At 70.0% G+C, this 24,462-nt stretch carries 26 protein-coding genes; 9 read left to right on the top strand and 17 right to left on the bottom strand.

Annotated elements, in window-relative coordinates; all coding sequences use genetic code 11:
• Window positions 1-3 precede the first annotated feature (3 nt).
• The 8 genes from D9599_RS09390 to D9599_RS09355 all read right to left on the bottom strand — a co-directional run bounded on the left by D9599_RS09390 (window position 4) and on the right by D9599_RS09355 (window position 6,532).
• Entirely contained in the window at window positions 4-714 is a 711-nt protein-coding gene (locus D9599_RS09390; RefSeq protein ID WP_198380967.1) for an ABC transporter ATP-binding protein, read from the bottom strand.
• Window positions 707-1,453, bottom strand: a complete 747-nt coding sequence (locus D9599_RS09385) for an ABC transporter ATP-binding protein (RefSeq protein WP_198380966.1) — start codon at window positions 1,451-1,453, stop codon at window positions 707-709. Before D9599_RS09385 ends, D9599_RS09390 begins: the two co-directional genes overlap by 8 nt.
• On the bottom strand, window positions 1,437-2,729 hold the full coding sequence (locus D9599_RS09380) for an ABC transporter substrate-binding protein (RefSeq protein WP_198380965.1): 1,293 nt from the start codon (window positions 2,727-2,729) through the stop codon (window positions 1,437-1,439). Before D9599_RS09380 ends, D9599_RS09385 begins: the two co-directional genes overlap by 17 nt.
• Window positions 2,695-3,666: a 3-hydroxyacyl-CoA dehydrogenase family protein gene (locus D9599_RS09375; protein WP_198380964.1), complete on the bottom strand. Its 972-nt coding sequence runs from the start codon at window positions 3,664-3,666 to the stop codon at window positions 2,695-2,697. The genes D9599_RS09380 and D9599_RS09375 overlap by 35 nt, the downstream gene beginning before the upstream one ends.
• Entirely contained in the window at window positions 3,663-4,463 is an 801-nt protein-coding gene (locus tag D9599_RS09370; protein ID WP_198380963.1) for an SDR family oxidoreductase, read from the bottom strand. Before D9599_RS09370 ends, D9599_RS09375 begins: the two co-directional genes overlap by 4 nt.
• The gene (locus D9599_RS09365; RefSeq protein ID WP_198380962.1) at window positions 4,460-4,807 is read right to left on the bottom strand and encodes a cupin domain-containing protein; all 348 of its coding nucleotides are present in this window, start codon (window positions 4,805-4,807) and stop codon (window positions 4,460-4,462) included. Before D9599_RS09365 ends, D9599_RS09370 begins: the two co-directional genes overlap by 4 nt.
• The gene (locus tag D9599_RS09360) at window positions 4,807-5,649 is read right to left on the bottom strand and encodes a cyclase family protein (RefSeq protein WP_198380961.1); all 843 of its coding nucleotides are present in this window, start codon (window positions 5,647-5,649) and stop codon (window positions 4,807-4,809) included. The genes D9599_RS09365 and D9599_RS09360 overlap by 1 nt, the downstream gene beginning before the upstream one ends.
• Window positions 5,650-5,773: 124 nt before the next feature.
• Window positions 5,774-6,532 (bottom strand): IclR family transcriptional regulator, encoded by a 759-nt coding sequence (locus D9599_RS09355; protein ID WP_198380960.1) that lies wholly within the window; start codon window positions 6,530-6,532, stop codon window positions 5,774-5,776.
• A gap of 243 nt (window positions 6,533-6,775) precedes the next feature.
• On the opposite strand from D9599_RS09355, the gene D9599_RS09350 reads away from it, so the two are divergent.
• From D9599_RS09350 to D9599_RS31920, 4 genes are read left to right on the top strand one after another with little or no spacing between them, the layout of a single operon-like run.
• Complete coding sequence (locus tag D9599_RS09350) at window positions 6,776-7,762, top strand: tripartite tricarboxylate transporter substrate binding protein (RefSeq protein WP_198380959.1); 987 nt, start codon at window positions 6,776-6,778, stop codon at window positions 7,760-7,762.
• A gap of 45 nt (window positions 7,763-7,807) precedes the next feature.
• Window positions 7,808-9,007, top strand: coding sequence for a Xaa-Pro peptidase family protein (locus D9599_RS09345; RefSeq protein ID WP_198380958.1), 1,200 nt, complete (start codon window positions 7,808-7,810; stop codon window positions 9,005-9,007).
• Window positions 9,008-9,010: 3 nt separating this feature from the next.
• Window positions 9,011-9,979 carry a D-2-hydroxyacid dehydrogenase gene (locus tag D9599_RS09340; protein WP_198380957.1) on the top strand — a complete coding sequence of 323 codons (969 nt, stop codon included), beginning with the start codon at window positions 9,011-9,013 and terminating at the stop codon, window positions 9,977-9,979.
• Window positions 9,976-10,110: a hypothetical protein gene (locus tag D9599_RS31920; RefSeq protein ID WP_255531551.1), complete on the top strand. Its 135-nt coding sequence runs from the start codon at window positions 9,976-9,978 to the stop codon at window positions 10,108-10,110. The genes D9599_RS09340 and D9599_RS31920 overlap by 4 nt, the downstream gene beginning before the upstream one ends.
• A 24-nt stretch (window positions 10,111-10,134) precedes the next feature.
• Here the strand turns inward: D9599_RS31920 and D9599_RS09335 are convergent, their stop codons facing one another.
• On the bottom strand, window positions 10,135-11,073 hold the full coding sequence (locus tag D9599_RS09335) for a bifunctional helix-turn-helix transcriptional regulator/GNAT family N-acetyltransferase (RefSeq protein WP_198380956.1): 939 nt from the start codon (window positions 11,071-11,073) through the stop codon (window positions 10,135-10,137).
• Between the two features lie 220 nt (window positions 11,074-11,293).
• Between D9599_RS09335 and D9599_RS09330 the strand changes: the two genes are divergently transcribed.
• Window positions 11,294-12,946 (top strand): acyl-CoA dehydrogenase family protein, encoded by a 1,653-nt coding sequence (locus D9599_RS09330; protein WP_198380955.1) that lies wholly within the window; start codon window positions 11,294-11,296, stop codon window positions 12,944-12,946.
• A gap of 30 nt (window positions 12,947-12,976) precedes the next feature.
• Here D9599_RS09330 and D9599_RS09325 read toward each other — a convergent pair whose 3' ends face one another.
• From D9599_RS09325 to D9599_RS09295, 7 genes are all read right to left on the bottom strand, one after another.
• On the bottom strand, window positions 12,977-14,425 hold the full coding sequence (locus tag D9599_RS09325; protein ID WP_198380954.1) for an amidohydrolase family protein: 1,449 nt from the start codon (window positions 14,423-14,425) through the stop codon (window positions 12,977-12,979).
• A gap of 78 nt (window positions 14,426-14,503) precedes the next feature.
• Complete coding sequence (locus D9599_RS09320; protein WP_198380953.1) at window positions 14,504-15,493, bottom strand: tripartite tricarboxylate transporter substrate-binding protein; 990 nt, start codon at window positions 15,491-15,493, stop codon at window positions 14,504-14,506.
• Window positions 15,494-15,520: 27 nt separating this feature from the next.
• Complete coding sequence (locus D9599_RS09315) at window positions 15,521-15,877, bottom strand: cupin domain-containing protein (protein ID WP_198380952.1); 357 nt, start codon at window positions 15,875-15,877, stop codon at window positions 15,521-15,523.
• Window positions 15,874-16,878 (bottom strand): zinc-binding alcohol dehydrogenase family protein, encoded by a 1,005-nt coding sequence (locus D9599_RS32260; RefSeq protein WP_198380951.1) that lies wholly within the window; start codon window positions 16,876-16,878, stop codon window positions 15,874-15,876. The genes D9599_RS09315 and D9599_RS32260 overlap by 4 nt, the downstream gene beginning before the upstream one ends.
• Window positions 16,879-16,892: 14 nt before the next feature.
• The gene (locus D9599_RS09305) at window positions 16,893-17,768 is read right to left on the bottom strand and encodes a 3-keto-5-aminohexanoate cleavage protein (protein WP_232480328.1); all 876 of its coding nucleotides are present in this window, start codon (window positions 17,766-17,768) and stop codon (window positions 16,893-16,895) included.
• A 5-nt stretch (window positions 17,769-17,773) separates the two neighbouring features.
• Complete coding sequence (locus D9599_RS09300) at window positions 17,774-18,514, bottom strand: SDR family NAD(P)-dependent oxidoreductase (RefSeq protein WP_198380949.1); 741 nt, start codon at window positions 18,512-18,514, stop codon at window positions 17,774-17,776.
• The gene (locus D9599_RS09295; protein WP_198380948.1) at window positions 18,511-19,395 is read right to left on the bottom strand and encodes a dioxygenase; all 885 of its coding nucleotides are present in this window, start codon (window positions 19,393-19,395) and stop codon (window positions 18,511-18,513) included. The genes D9599_RS09300 and D9599_RS09295 overlap by 4 nt, the downstream gene beginning before the upstream one ends.
• A 76-nt stretch (window positions 19,396-19,471) precedes the next feature.
• Between D9599_RS09295 and D9599_RS09290 the strand changes: the two genes are divergently transcribed.
• The 3 genes from D9599_RS09290 to D9599_RS09280 are packed head-to-tail and all read left to right on the top strand — an operon-like array spanning window position 19,472 to window position 23,538.
• Window positions 19,472-20,521 (top strand): LacI family DNA-binding transcriptional regulator, encoded by a 1,050-nt coding sequence (locus D9599_RS09290; RefSeq protein WP_198380947.1) that lies wholly within the window; start codon window positions 19,472-19,474, stop codon window positions 20,519-20,521.
• A gap of 3 nt (window positions 20,522-20,524) precedes the next feature.
• A complete protein-coding gene (locus D9599_RS09285) occupies window positions 20,525-22,579 on the top strand; it encodes a M3 family metallopeptidase (protein ID WP_309228589.1) in 2,055 nt (684 codons plus the stop codon).
• Window positions 22,576-23,538 (top strand): MYG1 family protein, encoded by a 963-nt coding sequence (locus D9599_RS09280; protein WP_232480313.1) that lies wholly within the window; start codon window positions 22,576-22,578, stop codon window positions 23,536-23,538. The genes D9599_RS09285 and D9599_RS09280 overlap by 4 nt, the downstream gene beginning before the upstream one ends.
• A gap of 4 nt (window positions 23,539-23,542) precedes the next feature.
• Here the strand turns inward: D9599_RS09280 and D9599_RS09275 are convergent, their stop codons facing one another.
• Window positions 23,543-24,091, bottom strand: coding sequence for a septal ring lytic transglycosylase RlpA family protein (locus tag D9599_RS09275; protein ID WP_198380946.1), 549 nt, complete (start codon window positions 24,089-24,091; stop codon window positions 23,543-23,545).
• Window positions 24,092-24,219: 128 nt separating this feature from the next.
• Here D9599_RS09275 and D9599_RS09270 point away from each other — a divergent pair, with 128 nt between their 5' ends.
• Window positions 24,220-24,447, top strand: a complete 228-nt coding sequence (locus tag D9599_RS09270) for a hypothetical protein (protein ID WP_198380945.1) — start codon at window positions 24,220-24,222, stop codon at window positions 24,445-24,447.
• The last annotated feature ends 15 nt before the right edge of the window (window positions 24,448-24,462 follow it).

Below are 24,462 nucleotides of genomic sequence, written 5' to 3'. Positions count from 1 at the left end.
GAGTCAGACCCCGAAATAGGCGGCCGCGACCGCCTCTCGCGTCAGGGCGCGTGCCGTGTCCTCCAGCACCACCCTTCCCTCCCGGAGGCAGAACACGTGATCCGCCGCGGCCAGCGCCTGGGATACGTCCTGCTCCACGATCACCATCGCAGTGCCCTGCGCCGCCAGAGCGGGCAAGCGGGCATAGATGTCGCGCACGATGACGGGCGCGAGGCCAAGGCTGATCTCGTCGCAGAGCAGCAAACGCGGGTTGGACATCAGCGCGCGGCCGATCGCCACCATCTGCTGCTGCCCACCCGAGAGCGCCGTCGCCGGCGTGTGCCGCCGTTCCGCCAGCACGGGGAAGAAGCCGTAGACCGCTTCCAGTGACCAGGGGCCAGGGCGGCGCGTGCGCCCGCCGATCAGCAGGTTCTCCTCCACGCTGAGGGAGGAGAAGAGGCGCCGTCCCTCGGGCACCAGCGCGATCCCTCGGCCGACCACGCCATGCGCCGGCAACCCGCCGATGGGTTCCCCACCGAAGACCACCGCATCCCGGCTCGGGGCCGCGATCAGTCCGGCGATCGTCTTCAGCAGCGTGCTCTTGCCTGCGCCGTTGGCGCCGATCACGGCCGCGACCTGGCCCGGCGCGACCGCCATGGAGATGCCGAACAGCGCCTGGAAGTCGCCGTAGAAGGCGTCGAGCGCGCGCAGTTCCAGAAGGGGCGCCTCAGGCATCCATGGGGATTCCCATGTAGACCTCGGCCACGGCGGGTATACGGACTACTTCGTCCGCCCGCCCCTCGGCGATCAGGCGGCCGCCATGCAGCACCACGACGCGGTTCGCGACGGCCACCAGTGCGTGCAGCACGTGCTCGATCCAGACGACGGTGACGCCGCCCGCGCGCACCTCCCGCACCAGATCAACCAGAACAGCGCATTCCTGCTCGGTCAGCCCGCCCGCCACCTCGTCCAGCAGCAGCAGCTTCGGGCGGGTGGCCAGCGCCCGCGCCAGTTCCAGCCGCTTGCGGTCCAGCAGCCGCAGCCCGCCGGCGCGCCCGTTCGCCTGGGCCATCAGCCCGCAGCGCTCAAGGATATCGGCGCAGCGGTCGTAGGTGGCGCGCTCCCCCTCCCCCGCCCCGAAGGAGGCGGCAGCGACGAGGTTCTCGAAGACCGTCAGCCCCGCGAAGGGCTGCGGCACCTGGAAGGACCGTGCCATCCCCTGCCGGCAGCGGCGCGCTGGCGAGAGGGCGGTGACGTCCCTCCCCTCGAACAGCACGCGGCCGGCATCGGGCCGGACGGTGCCGGTGACCATGCCGAAAAGCGTGGTCTTGCCGGCGCCGTTGGGGCCGAGGATGCCGAGCGCCTCGCCCTCCCGCACGGAGAGGTCGATGCCGTCGGCCACCACCACCGCGCCGAAGCGCTTGCGGATGCCCTTCAGCTCAAGGATCGGCGCCGTTTCAGCCGAGGGGGTCAAGGGTGCCGCCGACCGGGATCTCGGCCGAGCCGGGATTCGCGAGCACCACGAGGTCGAGCGAATTGCCTCCGGCCCGCCGCCACTGCCCCGCGACGAGCGGCGTCTTGGCAACGTTCTTCACCGGCCCCGATCCCCACTTCACCGGCCCCGCGATGGTGCGCAGGTCGGTCGCGCGGATCGCGCGGATGATCGCCTCCGGCTCCAGCGCCGTTGTGCGCTTCAGCACGTCCACCGCCACCTCGAACAGCGCGTGCTGGTAGCCGATCGGCTGGGTCCAAAGCTTGCCGGTGGACTGAGTATAGGCCGCGCAGACCTCCTCCGCCGTCTGGTTCGTCAGCGAGGAGCGGAAGGGGTGGTGCGGGGACCACCAGATCTCCGTCGTCAACCCCAGCCCGCGATCGCCGAGGGAGGAGACGGCGGAGGGGAAGAGCAGCGCCTTACCGATGGTCGCGATCTTCGGCCGGAAATCCTGCTGCCCGGCCTGGGTCCAGAAGGTGGCGAAGTCCGGCGGCGGCATGACACCCGTCACGATCTGCACGCCCGCCGCCTTGAAGGCGGAGATCTGCGCGGAGAAGTCGTTGGCGCCTGGCTGATAACGCCCGGTGTCAATCAGCCGGTATCCCTTCTGCGCCAGTGCCGGCGGCATGCCCATCCGCGCGTCGCCCCAGGCATTGCCGTCGGCATCGTTCGGGAAGAGTGCGCCGACGACCTTGTTCGTCTCGGTCTTGGACCAGAGATCGGTGAAGGCCGCGATCACGTCCTCCAGCCCCCAGAAGAAATGGTAGGTCCAGTCGAAGCCCTTCGCGGGGTCGCCGCGTCGCCCGAAAAAATAGGGCTGCCAGGGGCAGTTCGTGGTGAGGCAGGGAACCTCGTTCACCTCGGCCTGGTCGGCCACGGGATTCACCGTCTCGGGCGCGCTGGTGGCGGTGATCAGATCCACCTTGTCGCGCAGGATGAGCTCGGAGGCGACCTCGGCCGCGCGGCTCGGGCTCGACTGGCTGTCGCGCGCCAGGATCTGCACGGGATGGGTGCGGCCGGCGATGCGGATGCCGCCCGAGAGCGCGCGGGCGAGTCCCTCCTGCACGAAGGCGTCCGCCTCCCCGAAGGCCGCCAGCGGCCCGGTGCGCGGGTTCACGAAGCCGATCTTGATCGGGCGCCCGGCACCCTGGGCGCGCAGCACCGAGGGTGTCGCCAGGGTGCCGATTGCCGCTGCCGCGGCGGCGCGGCGCGTCAGTTTGGCGCTATTCGCCTGCCCGTCCGTCTCCATGGTCGTCATTCCCGTCCGTTCCCTTGGCACGCAGGGCGTCGTTGCTTCGCGCCCGCTTCAGCTCGACGACGATATCACGGCGCAGCGCCGCCTGCTGCTCCGGAGTCCAGCGGCGGAAGCCCTCGCCGGACTTCATGCCCAGCCGGCCCTCCGCGACGAGCTTCTCCAGCAGGGGCGAGGGGCCCGGGCGGCTCTCGATCGCCCCCAGCACGTTCTGATGGATGGCGAGCGTCAGGTCGGTGCCCACCAGGTCCGCGTTCTCGATCGGCCCCAGCACGCCCGAGCGGCGGCCGAAGCTGTTCTTGACGACGAGGTCCACCGTCTCGGCGTCGCAGATGCCGTTCTCGATCAACGAGATCGCCTCCCGCCAGAGCGCGTGCTGCAGGCGGTTCCCGACGAAGCCCGGCACGTCACGCTTCACGTGCACGGGGACCTTCCCAAGCGCCTTGTGCAGCGCCATCGTCCGCGAGATCACCCCCGGCGAGGTCCATTCGGTGCCGATCACCTCGACGAGCGGGACGAGGAAGGGCGGGTTCCACCAGTGGGTGCCCAGCGCCCGCGCGCGGTCGCGGAGCCCGCCCATGATGTCGGTGATCGGGATGACGGAGGTGTTGCTTGCGAGGACGGCGTCGGGGCGGCAGGCCGCTTCGATCGCGGCGAAGAGTTCCTGCTTGACCGGCAGGTTCTCCAGCGCCGCCTCGACCACGAAGTCGGCCTCGCGAACTGCCTGCGCCAGATCCGAAACCGGCGTCACGCGGTCCGCGGCAGCCTCGTCCTCGCCGAGATCGCGCAGGTTCGCCCGGATGCGGTCGAGCAGCGCGGCGCGGGCGGCGGGGGCGGGGTCATAGACCGTGACGGCCAGCCCCGCGCCGGCGAAGACCTGCGCGATGCCGTGGCCCATGAGCCCGGCGCCGATCACCGCGATCCGGTTGAAGCCCTCGATCATCCCGCAGTGTACCCGCCATCGGCGTAGAGCACGTGCCCGGTGTAGAAGTCCGAGGCGCGGGAAGCGAGGAAGAGCAGCGGCCCCGCGAGGTCGGCCGGCTCGCCCAGCCGTCCCTTCGGAACACGCGAGAGGAACCCGGCGCGCACCGTCTTGGCGCGGTCCGTATCCTCGAACATCCAGGCGGTGAGCGGGGAGCGGAAGACGGTGGGCGCGATGGCGTTCACCGTGATGCCTGTCTCGCCCCACTCGCAGCCGAGCGCGCGCGTGAGCCCATCGACCGCCGACTTGGAGGCGCAATAGGCGGAGTAACCAGCGGGATGCCCGAGCTTGCCGCGCGCGGAGGACATGAGGACGACCTTGCCGCCCTCCCCTTGCTCCAGCATCCGCTTGCCCGCGGCGCGCGCCATCAGCCAGGACTGGGTGACGTTGGCGTCCATCACGTCGAGGAAGCGCTCAGGCGCCATCTCCGTAATCTTCGCCACGTCGTTCTTGCCGGAAGCGACGACGAGAATATCGACGCGCCCGTAATGCGCCACGGCCTCGGTGACGATAGCATCGCATTCCGCCTCGGATGAGGGGCGGCGGTTCACGCCCTCCGCCTCGGCGCCGAGCGCACGGCACTCGGCCACCACCTCGTCCAGCGCATCCTTGCTGCCGGCGACAGTGATGATCTTCGCGCCCGCGCCGGCGAGCACCTTCGCGGCCAGCGCCCCGAAGGCTCCGGAAGCACCCGTGATGACCGCGACCTTGCCGCGCACGTCGAAGAGCGAGGCCGGGTTGGAGAGGAAGTCGCTCACGCAGCACCCTCCGGATAGGGCATGATGACAATCATCGTCGCGACGGTGTTGGAGGCGTTCACCACCTCCCGCACTACGTTACCACCGATACAGACGGAATCGAGCGGCCCGAGCACGACCTCCTCGCCCTCGGCGCGCACCGTCACCTCGCCGGCGACGACGACATAGACCTTCTCCAGCGGCGAGCTGTCAGGGCCTGCGCCGCCACCCGGCAGGAAGTGAGAGAGGCCCGTCCAGAATTTCTCCGGACCGCCCTCCTCGAAGCCCTGGAGGCGCAGCCCCTTCATGTCGAAGTGGTTGGGCGCCTCGTAGGGCTTCGCGTCCTGGAAGCGCCTGACGCGCATCAGAAGGACGAGCCCGGCTCGATCCGATAGTTCTGCGTGGGATCGGTGATGGCCACCAGGCGGATGATGCAGCCGTCGCCGCGGTCCCAGTTCCAGGGGAAGAAGGCGAAGGTCACGCGCTTGCCGGTCACGGCGTCGAGGTCGCCGCCCACGTTCTCGATGCCGAGGATGCCGTTGGTGAAGAGCTTGCGGTGCACCGGCTCCCACTCCGGATGGTCCTGATCCCAGGAACGGCCGCCGGACCACTCCAGGTATTCCTTCGCCAGGTGGGGCAGCAGCGGGCCGTTGCGGTGCGGGCCAATGGCGGTGGCCAGCGGGTGGTCGTTGGCCTGGGTGTCGTGGCCGACCACCTTCACCTTCTTCTCAACGAACCAGTCGCCGGCCGAGGGCACGAAGCCCGGGCAGTAGGCGAAGTACTCGTCGTTGTCGTCGTACTTGTGGTGCCAGCCGGTGTTGACGATCACCACGTCCCCGGGGCGCACGACCTTGCCGGCCGCAGCCTCGAGGTCGTCATAGGTGATCATCTCCCAGCGCTTCTTGGGAATGGAGACGACAATGCCCGTGCCGAAGAAGTGCGGCAGCGGAACCTCATCGATGAAGGGCGTGCCGGAGACGACATGCGCGGGTGCGTCGATATGGGTACCGTTGTGCATGGTGGTCGTGATGCGCTGGCTCAGCACGCCCGACTTCGCCATGTAGTGGATGCGCTCGATCTGCACGTCCTGAAAATACGGCCAGTTCGGCGACTGAAAGCCGAAGCGATGCGAGAGGTTGTGGAACTGCAACCCCATGGAATTGTCGAGATTCGCCTCGAACTGGATGCCCTTGATGGTCACCGGCATGCGCGTTTCCCCTTCGGCAGGCGGGGCGCTTGGCCCCTGATCCTAGCCTTCTGTATTACTTTGTGGGCCGACCGTATCGGGATACGGGCAGGCTCCGCAAGAGGTTTTTCCCCCTGCGTTTCTCTCAGGCGCTCTCATCGGCAAAGCGCTCGGCCAGCGCCCGTTTTGTCGCAAGCAGCCTCCCGGCGATCTCCTCCTCCCGTCCCAGGAACCGCTGCGTCGGCACCGGCACGGAAATGGCCACGGGGTTGCCCATCATGTCCCGCAGGGCCACGCCTACGGCGGAGATGCCAAGAACGTGCTCCTCCCTATCCAAGGCGAAGCCCGATTGCCGCACCACCCGGACCTCGTCGAGCAGCGGCTCGGCGGCGGTGAGCGTGCTTGGCGTGCGGCGCGGGTAGCTGCGACCGATCAGCGCCAGGATCTCGTCGTCCGAAAGGGTGGCCAAATAGGCCTTGCCGTTGGCGGTGCAGTAGAGCGGGAAGGTTTCCCCCACGGCCGAGACCGCCTGTAGCCGTTGCATCCCAATCACCTGATCCACGAAGACAAGATGGTCACGTCGTACCGCCGCGAAATCCACGGTTTCGCCAAGGGAAGCCGAGAGCTCCGCTATGAAGGGATGCGCGAGCGCGGCCACGTTGGTCTCCACCGAGGCCGCGAGCCGCAGCAGCGCGGGGCCGAGCCTCACGCGCCCGCCGGGTGTCGCGGCCACCACCAGCTTCTCGCTCTCCAGCGCCGCCACGATCCGCTGGACCGTGGAACGTGCGAGTTCCACCTTGGCGGCGATCTGGCCCAGACTGAGGCCGTGGGACTGGTTTTCCAGGCAGCGCAGGATGGCGGCGGCGCGGCCGATCACCTGGATCTGGTTCTTCTCGGGTGGCAACCTGTTCTCCTGACGCCAATCTTCCGGTGCTGGCGCGTCTGGCAGGGAAAGCCATTCGTGCCGTGATGCGCAAGACGGGAGGCTTCCTTCGCCTCGTCCATTCCTTCCTGTTGACAGGACGGGGTAGCCGAACCGTATCGTAGGCACGTCGTACTGCCATGCGGTTCAACACGACACCGGCTGCCGCAGGCCAGCAAAGAAAAAGCCGCGCCGGAACAAGGCCGCGGCATCGGGAGGGGTTCGATGGCGACGCGACGCGCCCTGTTGACCAGCATCGCGGCGGCCGGCACGGCGAGCGGGCTGCCCGCCCTCGCGCAGGGCCGCGCAACGTCCGGCGGCTATCCCGACCGCCCCGTGCGGATCGTCGTGCCCTACGCGGCCGGTGGCGGCAACGACATCCTGGCACGCATCTACGGCCAGAAGCTGGCGGAGGCGCTGGGCCAGCCCTTCGTGGTGGACAACCGGCCCGGCGCCAGCGCGGTGATCGGCACCGAGTCGGTCATCCGCTCCCGCCCCGACGGCTATACGCTGCTCGTCCACGCCAGCGGCCCCGTCCTGTCCGAGAAGGGCGCAACCAGGCCGGCCTACGACCTGCAGTCCGATATGACGCCCATCGCTGTCCTCGGTGCCTTTCCCGGGATGCTGCTGGTCAAGGGCGACAGCCCGCACCGCACGGTGGCGGACCTCGTCGCATGGTTAAAGGCGAATCCGGGACGGGCGAATTACGGCACCGGCGGCACGGGCTTTCAGCTCCTCGGCGCCTATTTCGCGCAGCGCGCGGGGGTCACGCTCGAGAACATCATCTATCGCAGCAGCACCGAGGGCGTGACCGCCCTTTCCGCGGGCGACGTGGCCCTGGCTCTCAGCGATCCCGGGCCCGCGCGCGCGGCAATCGAGGGCGGCCGCGTGCGCCTCCTGGCGGTCACATCCGCGCATCGGATGGCCGCCTATCCGGACGTGCCGACCATGGTGGAGGCAGGCTTCCCGGATTTCGTGGTGGAATACTGGATCGGCCTCTTCGCGCCGGCCGGCGTGCCCGAGGAGATCCACCGCCGCCTCTACGACGAGGTGCGGCGCGCCGCGGCCACGCCGGACGTCCAGCAGCGGCTCGCGCTGAACTCGGTGGAGCCGGACGGCAAGGACCCGGAGGCCTTCCGCGCCGCGGTGAAGGCGAATGCCGAGTTCTGGATCGCCGTCGCGCGGCAAGCCGGGATCTCGCTCGAACGATAGCGCTGCGGAAGATCGCGGCGGAACATTGCGTGTGAAGGGGTGACCATGTCCGACCAGGACCAGAGGATCCAGCGGCCGATCTCGACCGCCGAGCTCGAGCGGCGCTGGGCGGCCGTGCGCGCTGCGATGGAAGCGGCGGGCATCGACGTCCTGCTGATGCAGAACAACAGCGACCACATGGGCGGCTACGTGAAGTACTTCACGGACCTGCCGGCCACCAATGGCTACCCCGTGACGGTCATCTTCCCGCGCGACGACCTGATGACGATCGTCCGCCAGGGGCCCTTCGGTCTGGTGGAGGAACCGGCGGGCGGCAGCAACGGCGTGCTGCGCGGCGTGAAGCGGGCGCTGACGACCCCCAGCTACTCCTCCTGCTTCTACACCGCGCCCTATGACGCGGAACTCGCGGCCACGGGCCTCGCGCCCTATGCGCGCGCGACCATCGGCCTTGTCGGCACCTACCAGATGTCTGCGGCCGTCACGGACCATATCCGTGCCACCTACCCGCAGGCCCGCTTCGTCGACGCCTCGGACCTCGTGGACCGGATCAAGGTCATCAAAAGCGACGAGGAGAAAGGACTGATCCGCGACGCCGCGCGGATGCAGGACGGCGCCATGCGCGCCGCTTTCGCTGCCATCAAGCCGGGCATGCGCGACCGCGAGGTGGCCGCCGTGGCCCAGCAGTACAGCCACGCCTATGGCAGCGAGCAGGGCATCTATCTCTGCGCCTCCGCCCCCGCCGGCACGCCCTTCCACTTCGGCCAGTGGCATTTCGGCAACCGGATGCTGCGCGAGGGTGACCAGTTTGTTCTCCTCGTGGAGAACAGCGGCCCGGGCGGCATGTACACGGAGCTGGGCCGCAGCTGTGTCCTGGGCAAGGTCTCCCAGCAGATGAAGGACGAGTTCGCCTTCACGCTGGAAGCCCGCAAGTTCACGCTCGACCTCCTCAAGCCCGGCATGCCAAGCCGCCAGATCTGGGAGGAGTTCAACGCCTTCATGGTGCGGAACGGCCGCCCGCCCGAGAACCGCCTTTACTGCCACGGCCAGGGCTACGACATGGTGGAGCGCCCGCTCATCCGCCATGACGAGCCCTTCCCGATTCAGGCGGACACGAACATCGTCGTCCACCCCACATACAACCACAACGGCATCATGTCCTGGGTCTGCGACAACTACCTCATCGGGCCGGAGGGGCCGACGGGGCGGCTGCACGAATTCCCCGAGATCGTCACCGAGATCGGCTGAGCCATGGCCGTCTCCGACATCCTCTTCTTCGGCAAGGACGCCGAGTACTACCGGGAGCATCTCGCGCAGGAGTTTCCCGGGTTGCGCCTGCACCTGGCGAAGGACAATGCCGGCATCACAGGGCAAGCGGCGGAGTCGCAGCTGCTTGTCGCCATGGCGCCCGCCGTCACCGCCGCCACCGTGCGCGCGCTGCCGCGGCTGCAATGGGTGCAGGCCATGACCACGGGCGTGGACAACCTGCTCATCATGCCGGAACTCCCGCCCGAGGTCGCCATCACGCGCGTGCGCGGCATCCACGGCCCGCAAATGTCCGAGATGGCCATACTCAACATGATGCTGCTGGCGCGGAACTTCCCGGCCGTGCTGCGCAATCAGGAGAGGCGCCGCTGGGAACGCTGGCCGCAGAAGCTGCTCGTCGGCCGCACCGCCGTCATTCTCGGGGTCGGTTCCATCAGCGAGGAGCTGGCGCCGCGCTGCAAGGCCTTTGGCATGCGCGTGATCGGCATCAGCAGCCGGAGCGAACCGCCCCCGGGCTTCGACAAGATGATGCCGCGCGCACGACTGGCCGAGGCCGCCGCGCTCGCCGACTTTCTCATCCTGCTGACCCCCTACACGCCCGAGACGCACAACATCATCGACGCGAAGCTGCTCGCCTCGATGCGGCCGGATTCCTGGCTGGTGAACCTCGCCCGCGGCAATGTGGTGGACGAGGAGGCGCTGGCCACGGCGCTGCGGGCCGGCACCATCGCGGGCGCCGCGCTCGACGTCTTCGCACAGGAGCCTCTGCCGGAGAGCAGCCCGCTCTGGGACACGCCGAACCTCATCATCACGCCGCATATCGGCGGGATGAGCGACACCTATGCGGAGCAGGCCCTACCGACGCTCCGCCAAAATCTGGCCGACTTCCTGCGAGGCGGCGTTGGTGCCCTGCAGGAGCAGATCGAGCGGCCCGCCCGGGCAGGTGCCACATGACCGGGCTCGCGAGAGCACGCCGCCCCCTGGTCGCAGCGCTAATGGCGGTCGGCGCCCTTACCTCCGCGCTCGCCGACGAGGCGACGGAGAACCGCGAGCGCATCATCGGCAACTGGGAGCGGGATACCTAGGGGACCGGCGCCGGCCGCGCGGCCTCACAGGTCCAACTCCCAGTTCTGCCCCACTAGATCCTTCCCAAAGCTGTGGTGCCGCTCCTCCGCAGAGAGGCGGAAGCCGGCGGCAAGGTAGATGCGCCGCGCCGAGACGAGGATGTCGTTCGTCCAAAGCGTCAGCCGCCGGTATCCAAGTTCGCGCGCCGAGCGGATGCATTCCTCTACCAGCCGCCGCCCCATGCCAAGGCCGCGCGCCGAGGGCTCGACATAGAGGAGGCGCAGCTTGGCGACCTCCTCCGAGGCTCGGACCAGGAAGACCGAGCCGACGACGACCCCATCGCGCTCCGCCAGCCAGCAGCGTTCACGCCGGGGGTCGAACTCCCGGATGAACGTCGCGACGATTTCAGCCACCAGGGCTTCGAAGGTCGCGTCCCAACCGTATTCCTCGGTGTAGATCACCGCCTGCCGATGCACGATCCAGCCCATGTCGCCTGGGCGTGGCGGGCGCAGGAGGTACGGCGCCGCGCGGGCGGGCTCCGGGGGCGTGCCGCTGAGCAAACGCTCGGCCTCGGCGAGCGCGGAGGCGAGTTGGCGCCGTTCCGCCAGCGAGAGACGGTCAAGCAGGGCGCCGATCTCGTCGCGCGAGCGCGCGTCGATGGCGGCGAAGGCCTCCCGGCCCGTGGTGGTCAAGGAGAGCAGAAGCTGGCGGCCGTCCCTCTCGGCAGGGCGGCGGCCGATCAGGCCGCGCTCCTCCAGCCCGCGCAGCAGGCGGCTAAGATAGCCGGAGTCGAGGTCGAGCTTCACGCCGAGATCCCGCGCGGTGCAGGTCTCGCGCTGGGCCAATTCGTAGACGAGCCGGCCCTCGGCAAGAGAAAGCGGCCCCCTGAGCAGTCCTTCGTGCAGGAGGCCGATGCGCCGCGTGTAGAAGCGGCTGAAGCGCCGAACGGCGGCGACGCAACTCTCGAAACCTTCCCCGCGCATCGTTCCGTTCCCCTCCACTTGGCTGCCAGAGTCAGTAAATCACTGCTGATGGCAAGAATTTTGCGACAACTTGGTCCTGTACGCATCCGCCTGCTCACCGGCCCGGTTGCGGGGCCCTCCAGGCAGGGCGGCCCCGCCTCTCGACCGTCAGGGTGAACCGGCGCCACGATGCGGGCACGACACCCGCCCCCACATGATGGGCAAGCCGAGGAGACGCCCCATGCTGGACCATCCCGCCCCCGCCCTGGTGGAGGGCTGCGCCGCCCTGCTGGAAGCGGCCGAACGGCTGCACGAGGCCACCCGCGCCGCGCTGGGCGCCACCCTTGCCCCTGAAGGCCGGGCCGATCCCGCCCGGTTGGAAGCCGCGCAGTTCGCCGCCCACGGCCTTGCCTGGCAGGCCACCTATGTCGAGGCGCTGCGCCAGTCCCTCGCCTGGGCACGACGGCTGGAGGCCGTTGGCGCCTTCGGTGAGGTGGAGGCGGCTATCCTCCGCCTCGGCTTCGCGGAGTACGGCGCGCAACTCGTGGGCGGAATCCCGATGAGTCAGGCCGAGATCGTCCGCCCGCACGACATGGGCGTGCCGGAGCCGCGGCTGGAAGCCCTCCGGCCCAGCCTGATGGCCCTCTCCGATCCCGCCGCCCTCGACGCCGCGCGCCTCTCCCTCGCCACCGCCGTCTCCGAGGGCCGCTTCGGCGCGCTCGCGCTGGAGGACGAGTTGCTGGAGGCGACGCGCGGCGAGTTCCTCCGCTTCGCCGCCGCCGAGATCGCTCCTCATGCGCAGGAGTGGCATCAGGGGAACGCGCTTATCCCCATGCCTGTCGTGCGCAAGCTCGCGGAGATGGGCGTCTTCGGCCTGACCGTGCCAGAGGAATTCGGCGGGCTCGGCCTCGGCAAGGTCGCCATGTGCCTTGTTTCGGAGGCGCTGAGCGGCGCCTATCTGGGCGTCGGATCCCTCGGCACGCGCTCCGAGATCGCGGCGGAGCTGATCCGCCTCGGCGGCACAGAGGAGCAGAAGGCGCGCTGGCTGCCCCTCATTGCCTCCGGCGAAATCCTGCCGACCGCCGTCTTCACCGAGCCTGACACCGGCTCCGATCTCGGCAGCCTCCGCACGCGCGCGGTGCGCGAGGGCGACACCTACCGCATCCACGGCGCAAAGACCTGGATCACCCATGGCTCCCGCTCCGACTTGATGACGCTTCTCGTCCGCACGGGCGCGCCGGGCTCGGGCTACAAGGGCCTGTCCATGTTGCTGGCCGAGAAGCCGCGCGGCATGGAGGAAGACCCCTTCCCCGCCCCCGGCATGAGCGGCGCCGAAATCCACGTCCTCGGCTATCGCGGCATGCGGGAGTACGAGATCGGCTTCGACGGCTTCGAGGTTCCCGCCTCCGCCCTGCTCGGCGGCGTGGAGGGCCAGGGCTTCAAGCAGCTCATGGAGACCTTCGAGAGCGCGCGCATCCAGACCGCCGCCCGCGCGCTCGGCGTCGCGCAGAACGCGCTCGAGCTCGGCACCGCCTACGCCAGCAGCCGCGCCCAGTTCGGCAAGCCCATTCTCGCCTTCCCGCGCGTGCACGCGAAGCTCGCCTGGATGGCGGCGGAAACGATGATGGCGCGCCAGCTCTCTTACTTCGCCGCCCGCCAGAAGGACGCCGGCCGCCGCTGCGACGTGGAGGCCGGCATGGCGAAGCTGCTGGCCGCGCGCGTCGCCTGGTCGAACGCGGACGCGGCGCTGCAGATCCATGGCGGCAACGGATACGCCATCGAGTACCCGATCAGCCGGGTACTCTGCGACGCCCGCATCCTGTCGATCTTCGAAGGCGCGGCGGAGATCCAGGCCCAGGTGATCGCGCGCGGGCTGCTCGGCCGCGTGAACTAGGGGCCGGGGAGCAGCCCCCGGCCACCTCTCTCAGCCCGCGGCGCGGGCCTCCAGGCCGGCGGCGCGGCTGCGCGCATTCGCCGCGGCCGCCTCGGCGTCGGCGTGCAGCAGGCGCCCGTCGCGCTTCAGGATGCGCCCGTCCACCATCACGAGATCAACGGCCCCTGCCCCGCACTGCAGGAGGGCGGAGGAGATAGGGTCGAGCACGGGCGAGGTGCCGACCGTGTCCGCCCGCAGCAGAACGATATCGGCGCGCTTGCCAGGCGTCAGGCTGCCCGTGACGTCGCCCAACCCAGCCGCACGTGCCCCGCCGAGCGTTGCCCAGCCCAGCGCCTGCCGCGTGGTGAAGGCGACAGCCCGGAGCGGCGCCCCGGCACGGATTGCCTCGGCATTGGCCAAGCCCCGCGCGGCCGCGAGCGCGATCCGCGTCTGGGTGAAGACATCACCCCCCACCCCAGCCGAGATATCGCTGCCGATGCCCACCGCGCCGCCTGCTCGCTGCATGCGCGGGGCGGCGGGGAAGCCGTGCCCCATCTGCATCTCCACCTCCGGCGTGGAGACGGTGCTGCCGCCGGCATCCGCCAGCATCTTGTACTCGTCCTCGTCCAGGTCGTTGGCATGGGCGAGGCTGATGCGTGAGTTCAGCAATCCCTTCTCGTGCAGCGCGGCGATGCTGCGCCGCTTGCGCTCGGCATAGACCGGGGCACCCGCGTGGAACTGCACCAGAAGGTCGAGGTCGCGCGCGAGACGAAGGTCGCTCTCCGTCTCCTCCAGCGAGGAGAAGTCCGGTCCGCGCATGGCCAGCGCCAGCCGCACCCGGCCAGGTGAGGCCATGCGGCCCGCGCGCAGGCGGCGGATATCGGCGGAAACCGCCTCGGGGCTGTTCGCGCTGGTGGTGCTGCCAGCGCCTGACCCCGCCAGCCCGTAGGCGAAGACGGCGCGGATGCCAGATTTCTCAAAGGCGTCCAGCGCGGCGTCCGCGTGCGCGGAACTGGTCGTCTCACGGCTCCAGTCCAGCACCGTGGTCACGCCGGCCGAGAGAAGCTCGAGGCATCCCGCATAATCCGCCGCGCGCAGGTCGTCCGCCGTGAGGCGGGAGGATCGCTTTGCGACCACCGTGCCGAAATACTGCGCGAGCGTCTGGTCGCCGGACATGCCGCGCTGCAGCGCCTGGCCTAGATGAATATGGGCGTTCACGAGACCGGGGATGGCGATCCGCCCCACGCCATCCACCACCTGCGCGCCCTCGGGCTGCGGCAGGTCGCGCCCGACGGCGGCAATGGCGCCATCCCGCACGAGGATGTCGCCGGCCGGCAGATCGGGCACCGAGGGATCCATCGTGACGACGACGGCACCGCGGATGAGCACCGGCCGGGCGGGATCAAGGGCAGGCGCGTTGCCTTGGGCAGCGGCGGGAAGGCTGGCGACGAGGCCGGCAGCGGGCACGGCGCCCAGCAGCGCACGGCGGGACGGGGTCATGGACGCGTTCTCCTGCGCCCTTTGTTGGTAAGCGCCGCGGGCGGGCGCGGCCCGCGGCGCCTTGAAAAGGCTATTAACTCAGTCCGCGTATTCGCCGGCGGACTGGATGATCGGGCGCCAGCGGGCGACCTCGGCTTCAAGAAGCGCGCGGTGCGCCTCGGGCGTCGCGCGCTCGGCGGGCTCCGGCGTCGTCGCCAGCTCCGCGAAGCGGGTTACCACCTTGTCGTCCGCCAGCGCGGCGCGCAGTGCCTGGGAAAGGCGGTCGATGATCGGGCGCGGCGTGCCGGCAGCGACGTAGAAGCCGTGCCACACCGTCACCGTCAGCCCGGGCAGCCCGCCCTCGGCGGCGGTGGGCAGGTTGGGCAGGGCGGGCAGGCGCTGCTCGGTGGTGGCGGCGAAGGCGCGGACGCGGTTGTCCTGGATATAGGGCACCGTATTGGTCGTCTGGTCGCAGGTCAGGTCCAGGCGGCCCGCCATCAGCTCCGTCATGATCGGTGCCGTGCCGCGGAAGGCGATCGGCGTCATCGGTGTCTGGAGCAGTGAGCGCAGCAGCGTTGCGCAGAGATGGCTGGCGGAGCCGAGGCCTGCATGCCCGATATTCACCTCTGCTCCCGGCCGCTTCAGCCAAGCGACGAGCTCCGGCAGGTTCGCCGCCGGGATGTTCGGGCGGGCGACCAGCGTCATCGGCACGGGCGTGATGAGGCCAACCGTGTCGAAGGACTTCAGCACGTCATAGGGCAGGTTGCGGTAGAGGGTGGGTGCCGTCGCGACACCGATATTGCCGAGCAGCAGCGTGTAGCCGTCCGGCCGGGACTGCGCGACGCGCTGCCCGCCGATCGTGCCACCCGCGCCCGTCACGTTCTCGGCTACGACGGAGACACCGAGGTCGCGCCCCATCGCCTCGCCGAGCTGGCGCGCCACCACGTCGGTCGGGCCGCCGGCCGCGAAAGGCACGATGATGGTGATGGTGCGATCGGGAAAGCGCCCCTGCGCCTGGGCTCCCGGTAGGAGCAGCAGGACCGCCGCAAGGCCACCCGACAGTCGGGTGAGGATGGATCGGACGTTCATTCTTCTTCCTCCTTCAGACCTGCTCGTTCAGGCAGGCGGCGCGAAAGGCATGGCCAAGACCACGGCCGCTGGCCGGTTCGTCCGGTTCTCAAGCTGCCGCCCCTCACCCGGCGCGATACGACAGGAATCAAGGCGGCCGAGCGTCGCCTCCTCCTTCACGCCATCGCGCTCCGCAATGATCGTCAACTCGCCCTCTACCACCACGTAGTGCTTCTCCACCGGCGAAGCGTCGAGCGTGGTGTGCCCGCCCGGCAGCAGCCAGGAGAGACCGAGCCAGAGGCTCTCCGCCGGCCCGGCCTCGCGGCCCTGCAGGCGGAGCATGCGCATGTCGAAATGCCCGGGCGCCTGGTAGGCGGGGGCATCGGCCAGCCGGGTGACGTTCACGCGCCCATCTCCAGCAGCACGCGCTGCGGCGCACCGCCGAGCACGATGCGATATGCCTCCTCGGCGCGGGAGAGCGGGAAGACGAAGTCCGGTTCGATCTCGTAGGGCGTCAGCGCGCCTGACTCGAAGCCCGGCCGCAGCGCTTCCAGCACGGCGCCCGTCTCGGCGGCCGAGAGCGCGAGCGTGTCCACACCGACATAGCGGTGCTGCCCGCGATAGAAGAGGAAGATGTCGAAGGGGACGGCGCGGTCGAGCGTCGCGATGAAGATCTGCGTCGCTCCATGCGCCATCGCCGCATTGCCCGCCGCGAACCAGGGCGAGCCGACGCAGTTGAAGACGAGATCGGCGCCATGGCCCTTCGTAGCCTCGCGCACGGCCGCGGCCACGTCGCCCGTCTCGCTGTCGAAGACCGCCTCGGCACCCTCGACCGCGATGCCGGGCCGCCGCACGCCCGCGAAGACCCGCGCGCCCGCCGCGTGCGCGATGCGGCAGGCCGCCTGCCCGACGCGGCCATTGGCGCCGAGCACGAGCACCACCTGCCCCGCTTTCACGCCGCCCGCCTCGCGGAAGCCGACCTCGGCGGTGACGAAGGGCACACCGATCGCCGCCGCCTGCTGCATGGATAGATTCTTCGGCTTGGCGAAGACCGCGTCAGGCGGCAGGGCAAGCAGGCTGGCATGGCTGCCGTCCCGCGAGATGCCGACATCGCCGCCCGAACCCCAGACCTCAAGGCCGATCAACTCCGCCGGCCCCTCCACCACGCGCCCCGCGAAATCGCGGCCGGGCGTGCGCGGGAAGACCGCCTTGGGCATGACGCCCAGGAGAGCCTTCACGTCGGAAGGATTGACCCCGGCCGCCGCGACCTCGACGAGGCACCAGCCGGGCGGCAACTCGGGCGAAACCTCGGCATGTGAAAGGCCGAGGTCCTTTGGCCCTGCGGCCTTGGTCTCGATACGCAGCCCCGGGCCGCTGCGGCGCCCGGGCTTGAGGGAAGCTGACACGTCTCGTGAATCCCTCAGGAAAGGCCGATGATTTCGCGCGCGCGGGCAGGCCCGACGACGCGCGGTCCGAGATCCTCCACCATTCGCCGAGCCTTCTCGACCATGGCGGCGTTGGAGGGGGCGAGAACGCCGCGCGCGATCATCGTCGCGTCCTCCAGCCCGACGCGCGCGTGGCCGCCGGCGATGATCGATTGCGCGACCATCGGGAAGGCGCTGCGCCCGATGCCGATGGCGGTGAACTGCGCGTCCGCCGGCAGAAGGTTGCGCGCGTAGATCACCGTCTCGGGCGAGGGCTGGAAGCCGTACTTCACGCCCATGACGAAGGAGGTGAGCGCCGGCGCCGCCAGGCTGCCATCGGCCAGCATGTCGCGCATGAGGGCGATATCGCCGGAATCGAACAGCTCGATCTCCGGCACCGCCCCGGCTTCCCGCAGGAAAGCCGCCATGCGGCGCACGTTGCGGGGCGTGTTGATTACCACCTCGCGCCCCGAGTTCATCGTGTTCAGGTCGAGCGTCGCGATATCCGGACGCAGCGCGGTGATATGCGCCGTGCGGATCTCCGGCGTGGTCAGCGTCGTGCCGGGACCGGCGATCTTCGGATCTTCCTCACCCACCACGAAACGGCCACCGGGGCCGGTGGTGAGATTGATGATGAGGTCCTTGTTGCGGCCGCGAATGCGCGCGACCACGTCCTTGTAGTATTCCAGCTCCATGCTCGGCTTGCCCGTCGCGGGGTCGCGCACGTGCAGGTGGACGACGGCCGCCCCCTCCTCCGCCGCGGCGAGGGCGGCGTTGGCGATCTCCTCCGGCGTCACCGGCAGCTCCGGATGCTGCTCCCGCGTGGTCAGGTTGCCCGTCACCGCGCAGGTGATGAAGACCTCGTCGCGCATGGATCTCAAAGCGCACGCCCTCCGTCGACGAGGATCAGCGATCCCGTGGAATAGGTGAGAAGCGTCGCGCAGGCGAGGACGGCATTCGCCACGTCCTCCGGCTGCGCGACGCGCTTCAGCGGAATGGAGGGCGCGATCTTCGCGTTCGCCTCCGGCCCCCGCCCTGGCACGAAGCCCGTCTCCACCACGCCGGGGGAGACGGACATCACCCGCACCTTCGGCGCGAGCGCCCGGGCGAGCGACTTCGTCAGGCTGTCCGTTGCTGCCTTCACCGCGGCGTAGGCGAGGTTGGAGCCCGATCCGTTCAGCCCCCCGATGGAGGAGATGTTCACGACCAGCCCCTCCGACTCCTCCAGCAGCGGGCGGAAGGCCCGCACGGCGGAGAGCGGGCCGCGCCAGTTCACGCGCCACATGGAATCGAGGAACTCGTCGTCCAGCGCATCCAGGTCGGTATGGGCGATGGCCCGCGTGAAGCCCGCGCTGTTCACCAGCACGTCGCAGCGGCCGTGGCTGCGGGCCACATCCGCCGCCAGCGCCTCGATCGAGGCCCGGTCCTCCATCGAGGCCGGGCGGGCGTCATGCCCACTTCCCGGCAAAGAGGTGACCAGCGCGCGCGCCGCTGCCTCCTGCCCGCGATAGCTGACGATCACGGAGGCGCCGGCCTCGGCCAGCACCCTGGCCGTCGCCGCGCCGATCCCCCCGGAGCCACCGAGGATGACCGCAATCTTCCCGTTGAGAGTGCTCATTGGATCGGCGGCACCGGCAGGCGGGAGTCACCCGGCTCCATGTGGAAGGTATAGTCGAGCGACCACCACTCTCCCTCGCTCCCGTCCGGCGCCGGCCCCTCGCCCTTCTTGTAGCCACCGACCAGAGCCAGGGTCACGCCGAAGACCACGTCGCTCTCCAGGTGCTCGTCGTCGTCCACGAAAACCTGGGTGATCAGTGTCTTGAGGCCGGGCTTGTGGATGAGGAAGTGCAGGTGCGCCGGGCGAAAGGGGTGGCGGCCCTGGGCGCGCAGCAGGTCGCCTGTCGGCCCGTCCGTCGGCACCGGGTAACCCGCGGGCTTGACGGAGGTGAAGCGGAACCGCCCCTCCGCATCGGTCCTGAATTGGCCGCGCAGGTTCATGTCGGCCATGTTCGGGTCCTGGTTCTCGTAGACCCCCTCCGGCGAGGAATGCCACACATCCACCCGGGCATCCGCCACGGGCGCCCCACCCGAGAGCACCTGGCAGGTGGCGAAAAGCTTCGGCCCCGGCGTCGGCCCGCGCACGATGCTGCCGCCATCCGGAACGGCCGGCGAGTTGTCGCGCCAAAAGGGTCCGAGCAACGCCGCGGCCGTCTCGGTGGACCCGTTCGCCCCGTTGTTCAGCAGGCAGACGAGGGTCGAGACGCCGACCGCGTCCGAGAAGAGCACGCCTTCGTTGTGCACCGCGCTATTCGCCTGGCCAATCCGGCCGAGGAACTCCACGCCGTACTCCCATTCCTGCTCGGTCGGCTTCACCTCGCGGATGAAGGCGTGCAGGTGGCGAACCAGCGCGGTAGTCACCTCGTGCAGGCGCGCGTCCTTCGTGCCGGCCATCGCCTCGAGCACCGCCGGCGTGACCATGGCTTCGCCGTTGATGATCACGGATTGCCCTCCCATTTCCTCTGCAATCGATTGTATAGCCCCTCACAGCGGCTCCGCAATCGCTATCTTGGTGACAATGACGACACCCATCCCTCGTTCGATCAATCTCCGCCAGGTCGCGGAGGAGGCGGGCGTGCACCCCTCCACGGCCTCCCGCGCGCTCAATTCCGCGACCCGGCACCTCGTCGCGGCCCCCGTTGCGGAGCGCGTGCAGGAGGCCGCCGCGCGCCTCGGCTACCGGCCGGACGCGGCGGCGATGTCGCTTCGTACCGGGCGCTCGCGCCTTGTCGGTGCGCTGGTGCCGGGCATCGCCAACCCCGTCTTCGCGCCCATCCTCGCCGCCGCCGCGGCCGCCCTCTCGGCGGACGGCCACGCTCTTCTCGTCGCCGATCCCGGTGACGATCCCGAGCGCGCGGCCGAGTTCGTGGCCGAGCTGGCTGCCCGCCGCGTGGACGGCCTCCTGCTCGCCACCGTGTCGCTGCGCGATGACCCCGCGCTCGCCGCCTGCCGCCTGCGCGGCCTGCCCACGGTGCTCGTCAACCGCAGCGGCGGCGAGGGCGTGCCCGCCGTGGTCTCGGACGACCGCGGCGGCATGGCGCTCGCGGTCGAGCATCTCGTGGGCCTCGGCCATCGCCGCATCGCCCATGTCGGCGGCCCCGCTCCCCTCTCCACCGGCCTGCTACGGCGGGAGGGCTTCGAGCGCGCCATGGCCGCCGCAGGCCTGGACATCCCCCCGGGCTGGGTAGAGGCCGCCACGGCCTATGGCCGCGCCGAGGGAGAGGCGGCCGCCACCCTCCTCCTCACGCGCTGCCCCGGCGTCACGGCGCTGGCCTGCGCGAACGACCTGCTGGCGCTCGGCGCCTATGATGCCTGCCACCGGGCTGGCCTTCGCATCCCCGCGGATATTTCCGTCACCGGCCACAACGACATGCCGATGGTGGATCTCATCGAGCCGCCCTTGACCACCATTCGCATCCCGCACGAGAGGATGGGCCGCGAGGCCGCGCGGCTGCTGCTGGAGCGTATCCACCAGGGTGCGGAGGCGGGCACGCTGGTCCTCGCCTCCGGTTTGGTGCAGCGCGGCTCCTCCGGCCCGCCGCCCGATGGAATGACCGCCACGGCTTGACCCGTGGGGCACATCGCCACCTATAGCGGCATGAGCGAGACCAATCCCCTCCTGTCGGCCTGGGACACCCCTTTCGGCCTGCCGCCCTTCGACCGGATCAGGCCGGAGCACTTCGCCCCCGCCTTCGAGGCTGCCATTGCAGAGAACCTGGAGGAGATCGCGGCCATCGGCACCGATCCCGCCGCGGCCGGCTTTGCCAACACGATAGAGGCACTGGAGCGCAGCGGCCGGGCACTGGCGCGGGTGAGCCTCGTCTTCTCCAACCTCGTCTACAGCTTCGGCGGCGCCGATCTGGAAGCGCTGGATCGGGAGATGTCGCCCCGGCTGGCCCAGCACGGCATGCGCGTGGCGCTCGACCCGCAGGTCTTCGCCCTGGTGCGCACCCTGCACGAGCGCCGCGAGGAGCTGAACCTGAAAGAGGACCAGCGCCGGCTGCTGGAGCGCACCTATCTCGGCTTCATTCGCAGCGGCGCGGCGCTGGACGAGGCGGCAAAGGCGCGCATGACCGCGATCTCCGAGCGCCTGGCCGTGCTGCACACCCAGTTCGGCCAGAACGTGCTGCACGACGAGAACGAGTGGCACATGGCGCTCGAGGAGGGCGACCTCGAGGGCCTGCCCGCCTTCCTCCGCGACGGCATGGCCGCGGTCGCCACCGAGCGCGGCATCCCCGGCTACGCCGTGACGCTCTCGCGCTCCCTCATCGAGCCCTTCCTCACCTTCTCCGCCCGGCGGGACCTGCGGGAGCGCGCCTACAAGGCCTGGATCGCGCGCGGCACCCATCCCGGCGAGCACGACAACCGCCCCCTGATCCCCGAGATCCTGGCGCTGCGGGCGGAGCGGGCAAGGCTGCTCGGCTACGAGACCTACGCCGCCTTCCGCCTCGCCGACACCATGGCCGGCAGCGCGACCGCCGTGCAGGGCTTGCTGGCTGAGGTCTGGGAACCCGCCAAGAAGAAGGCTGCCGCCGAACGCGACCGCCTGCTCGCCCTCGCCCGCCAGGAGGGCTTCGAGGGTGAGATCGCCCCCTGGGACTGGCGCTTCCTCGCCGAGCGCGTCCGCCTGGCCGACTACGCGCTGGACGAGGCGGAGCTGAAGCCTTTCTTCGTCTTCGACAACATCCAGAGGGCCGCCTTCGACACCGCGACCCGCCTCTTCGGCGTCACCTTCACGCCGCGGGACGACGTGCCGCTCTACCACCCCGACGTCCGCGCTTACGAGGTGCGGGACGCGGACGGGCATGTCGGCGTGTTCCTGGCCGATCCCTACGCGCGGCCGGGCAAGCGCTCCGGCGCCTGGATGAGCAGCTACCGCGACCAGGAAGATCTCGACGCGCCCGTCTCCCCCGTCATCGTCAACAACAACAACTTTGCGAAGTCTGAGCCGGTGCTGCTGAGCTTCGACGACGCGGAGACGCTGTTTCACGAGTTCGGCCACGCGCTGCACGGGCTGCTGAGCAGGGTGCGCTACCCCGCGCAGTCCGGCACCTCCGTGCGGCGCGACTTCGTGGAGTTGCCGTCGCAGATCTACGAGCACTGGATGGCGCTGCCGGAGACACTGCGGCACTACGCCCTGCACCACCGCACGGGCGAGCCGCTTCCGGAGGCGTTGAGCGAGCGGCTGCTCTCGGCGCGCAACTTCAACCAGGGCTTCGCGACGGTGGAGTATACCTCCTCAGCCCTCATCGACATGGCGCTGCACAGCCATCCCGATCCGGCATCCATCGACACCGACCGCTTCGAAGCGGAATTCCTTGCGGAGATCGGCATGCCCCCCGAGATCGGCTTTCGCCACCGCCCCGCGCATTTCCAGCACCTCTTCGCCGGCAGCGGCTACGCGGCGGGCTACTACTCCTACATGTGGGCGGAGGTGTTGGACGCCGACGGCTTCGACGCCTTCACCGAGGCCGGGGATCCCTTCGACCCCGCGACGGCTGCCCGCTTGCGCACCCTGCTGAGCGCCGGCGACGCGCGCGATCCGATGGAGCTCTACATCGCCTTCCGCGGGCGGGAGCCGAGCACCGCCGCACTATTGCGTGGCCGCGGCCTGGTGGCGGCATGAGCGCCCTGGAAGCGGCCGGCGGGATGCCCCTTCTGGTCACGCATAGCGGCAAGTTCCACTGCGACGAGGTCTTCGCTTACGCCGTGCTGCGCCTCGCCCTCGCGCTGCGGACGCCGGGCGAGGACCACCGGCTGGTGCGGACGCGCAAGCCGGAGCCGATCGCGGCCGCCGACATCGTCTGGGACGTCGGCACCACCTTCGACGCCGCGCGCCAGCGCTTCGACCACCACCAGCGCGGCGCTCCGACGCGCGAGGACGGCACGCCCTTCTCCTCCGCCGGCCTTGTCTGGCAGGTCTATGGGGAACACGCGGTGGCTCGGCTGCTGGAGGTCTCGGACAGCGCGCGCTTCGCCCCCGCCATCGCGGCGGAGCTGGACCGCAAGCTCGTGCGCCGCATCGACGAGGTGGACAACGGCGTCTCCATGACCGGTCCCCTGGTGGACGACACGCTGAGCCTCGCCTCGCTGGTCGGCGAGTTCAACCCGTCCTGGGACGACCCCGCCTCGGAAGGCCCCACCGCCGGCGATGCCGCCTTCCTGGAGGCGACCGCCTTCATGGAGGGCGTCCTGCGCCGCCGTGTGGAAGGGCTGCGCGCGCGCCACGCGGCCGATGCGCGCGTGCTGGCCGCGCATCAGGCCGGGGAGGACCCGCGCATCCTCGTGCTCGAGCGCGGCATGCCCTGGAAAGGCGCCGTCTTCGCGCACGACCTGCCCGTGCTCTTCGCGGTCAGCCCTGCCTCCAACGGCAACTGGATGCTCGACACCATGCCGCCCGAGCCCGGCTCCTTCGCCCAGCGCCAGCCGCTGCCGGAGGAATGGGCGGGCCTTCAGGACACGGAACTGGCCGAGCGCTCGGGCGTCGCGGACGCGGTCTTCGTTCATGTGCGTCGCTTCGTCGGCGCCGCACGCTCGCGTGACGGGGCGGTGGAGATGGCGCGGCGCGCGCTGCCGGCGGCTTAGCGGTTCAGCGGCGGGGAAGCGTCCCCGCCTCTGCCCGTGTGGAGGGGCCCGGCAGTGGCGTGACTGCCACCGGCGCGGTGCCGGTACGCCCCATACCGAGCCGCGTGGCGACGCCGGGGCTGACGTCCAGAATGCGATGCCGCACGTGCGGACCGCGGTCCCGCACATGCACGACTGCGCTGCGACCGTTCCGCAGGTTCGTCACGCGTGCCCGGGCACCCAGCGGCAGCGTCCGGCTGGCCACGGAATCCGAACGGGGATCGAAGCGCCCGCCATCGGCCATCCGCCGCCCCGCAAGGCTGGAGGCATAGATGGAGGCACGGCCGCGCTGGGTCACGGCAGCGTGACCACGGCGGATCGCGGGCCGCCGCTCCTGCGCCCGTGCCTGATGCGCGTGCCACTGCCCGACCGAGCGTACAACCGGATGCGCGCGGTAACCCACACCAACACTCGCATGCCGCGAATCCTTTCCGCCTTCCGCCGCCACCGCGGGTGCCTCGACCGCCGTGAAGGCCATCGACGCGCAGAGAAGAACCACCCTCCAAAACCTCATCGTCTTATCCTTCTGTCGCCAGCCCTCGCATTCGGCACCGCGAGTTGAAACCGGCACGAATCCGCAATCGAAACCATTCCTTGCAAACGATTGACCTCGGGCGAATGGATCGCCATCCAAGGCGCGCCATGCAACAGACAGCCATCACCGTCGCCGGCCGCACCTTCGTCGCGCTCCAGAAAGCTGGCCGTCCGACGCGAGGGCGGGCCGCCGTCTTCCATGCCGTGACACCGAACTGCCGCATGTCCCTCTGCGCCGATGAGCCCGGCGCGGGATCCTATTGGGCGGAACCGCCGGCCGAGGCCGTCACTTGCCCCGAATGCCTCAGGCGCCTCTCACGGATCGGCACGCGCTGAACGCGCGCTACGCCA

The organism is Roseomonas sp. KE2513 (assembly GCF_016107305.1).
Classification (GTDB): Bacteria; Pseudomonadota; Alphaproteobacteria; order Acetobacterales; family Acetobacteraceae; genus Roseomonas.
This window is presented reverse-complemented; position numbering and strand designations above follow the sequence as displayed.

Excerpts from the sequence above, each read along its gene's own strand:
- D9599_RS09345 (WP_198380958.1), top strand. The coding sequence starts at position 7,808 with ATGTCCGACCAGGACCAGAGGATCCAGCGGCCGATCTCGACCGCCGAG.
- D9599_RS09365 (WP_198380962.1), bottom strand. The coding sequence starts at position 4,807 with ATGCGCGTCAGGCGCTTCCAGGACGCGAAGCCCTACGAGGCGCCCAAC.
- D9599_RS09300 (WP_198380949.1), bottom strand. The coding sequence starts at position 18,514 with ATGAGCACTCTCAACGGGAAGATTGCGGTCATCCTCGGTGGCTCCGGG.
- D9599_RS09350 (WP_198380959.1), top strand. The coding sequence starts at position 6,776 with ATGGCGACGCGACGCGCCCTGTTGACCAGCATCGCGGCGGCCGGCACG.
- D9599_RS09360 (WP_198380961.1), bottom strand. The coding sequence starts at position 5,649 with ATGCCGGTGACCATCAAGGGCATCCAGTTCGAGGCGAATCTCGACAAT.
- D9599_RS09290 (WP_198380947.1), top strand. The coding sequence starts at position 19,472 with ATGACGACACCCATCCCTCGTTCGATCAATCTCCGCCAGGTCGCGGAG.
- D9599_RS09320 (WP_198380953.1), bottom strand. The coding sequence starts at position 15,493 with ATGAACGTCCGATCCATCCTCACCCGACTGTCGGGTGGCCTTGCGGCG.
- D9599_RS09375 (WP_198380964.1), bottom strand. The coding sequence starts at position 3,666 with ATGATCGAGGGCTTCAACCGGATCGCGGTGATCGGCGCCGGGCTCATG.
- D9599_RS09390 (WP_198380967.1), bottom strand. The coding sequence starts at position 714 with ATGCCTGAGGCGCCCCTTCTGGAACTGCGCGCGCTCGACGCCTTCTAC.
- D9599_RS09270 (WP_198380945.1), top strand. The coding sequence starts at position 24,220 with ATGCAACAGACAGCCATCACCGTCGCCGGCCGCACCTTCGTCGCGCTC.
- D9599_RS09335 (WP_198380956.1), bottom strand. The coding sequence starts at position 11,073 with ATGCGCGGGGAAGGTTTCGAGAGTTGCGTCGCCGCCGTTCGGCGCTTC.
- D9599_RS09275 (WP_198380946.1), bottom strand. The coding sequence starts at position 24,091 with ATGAGGTTTTGGAGGGTGGTTCTTCTCTGCGCGTCGATGGCCTTCACG.
- D9599_RS09325 (WP_198380954.1), bottom strand. The coding sequence starts at position 14,425 with ATGACCCCGTCCCGCCGTGCGCTGCTGGGCGCCGTGCCCGCTGCCGGC.
- D9599_RS09280 (WP_232480313.1), top strand. The coding sequence starts at position 22,576 with ATGAGCGCCCTGGAAGCGGCCGGCGGGATGCCCCTTCTGGTCACGCAT.
- D9599_RS09340 (WP_198380957.1), top strand. The coding sequence starts at position 9,011 with ATGGCCGTCTCCGACATCCTCTTCTTCGGCAAGGACGCCGAGTACTAC.
- D9599_RS09305 (WP_232480328.1), bottom strand. The coding sequence starts at position 17,768 with ATGCGCGACGAGGTCTTCATCACCTGCGCGGTGACGGGCAACCTGACC.
- D9599_RS09380 (WP_198380965.1), bottom strand. The coding sequence starts at position 2,729 with ATGACGACCATGGAGACGGACGGGCAGGCGAATAGCGCCAAACTGACG.
- D9599_RS09330 (WP_198380955.1), top strand. The coding sequence starts at position 11,294 with ATGCTGGACCATCCCGCCCCCGCCCTGGTGGAGGGCTGCGCCGCCCTG.
- D9599_RS31920 (WP_255531551.1), top strand. The coding sequence starts at position 9,976 with ATGACCGGGCTCGCGAGAGCACGCCGCCCCCTGGTCGCAGCGCTAATG.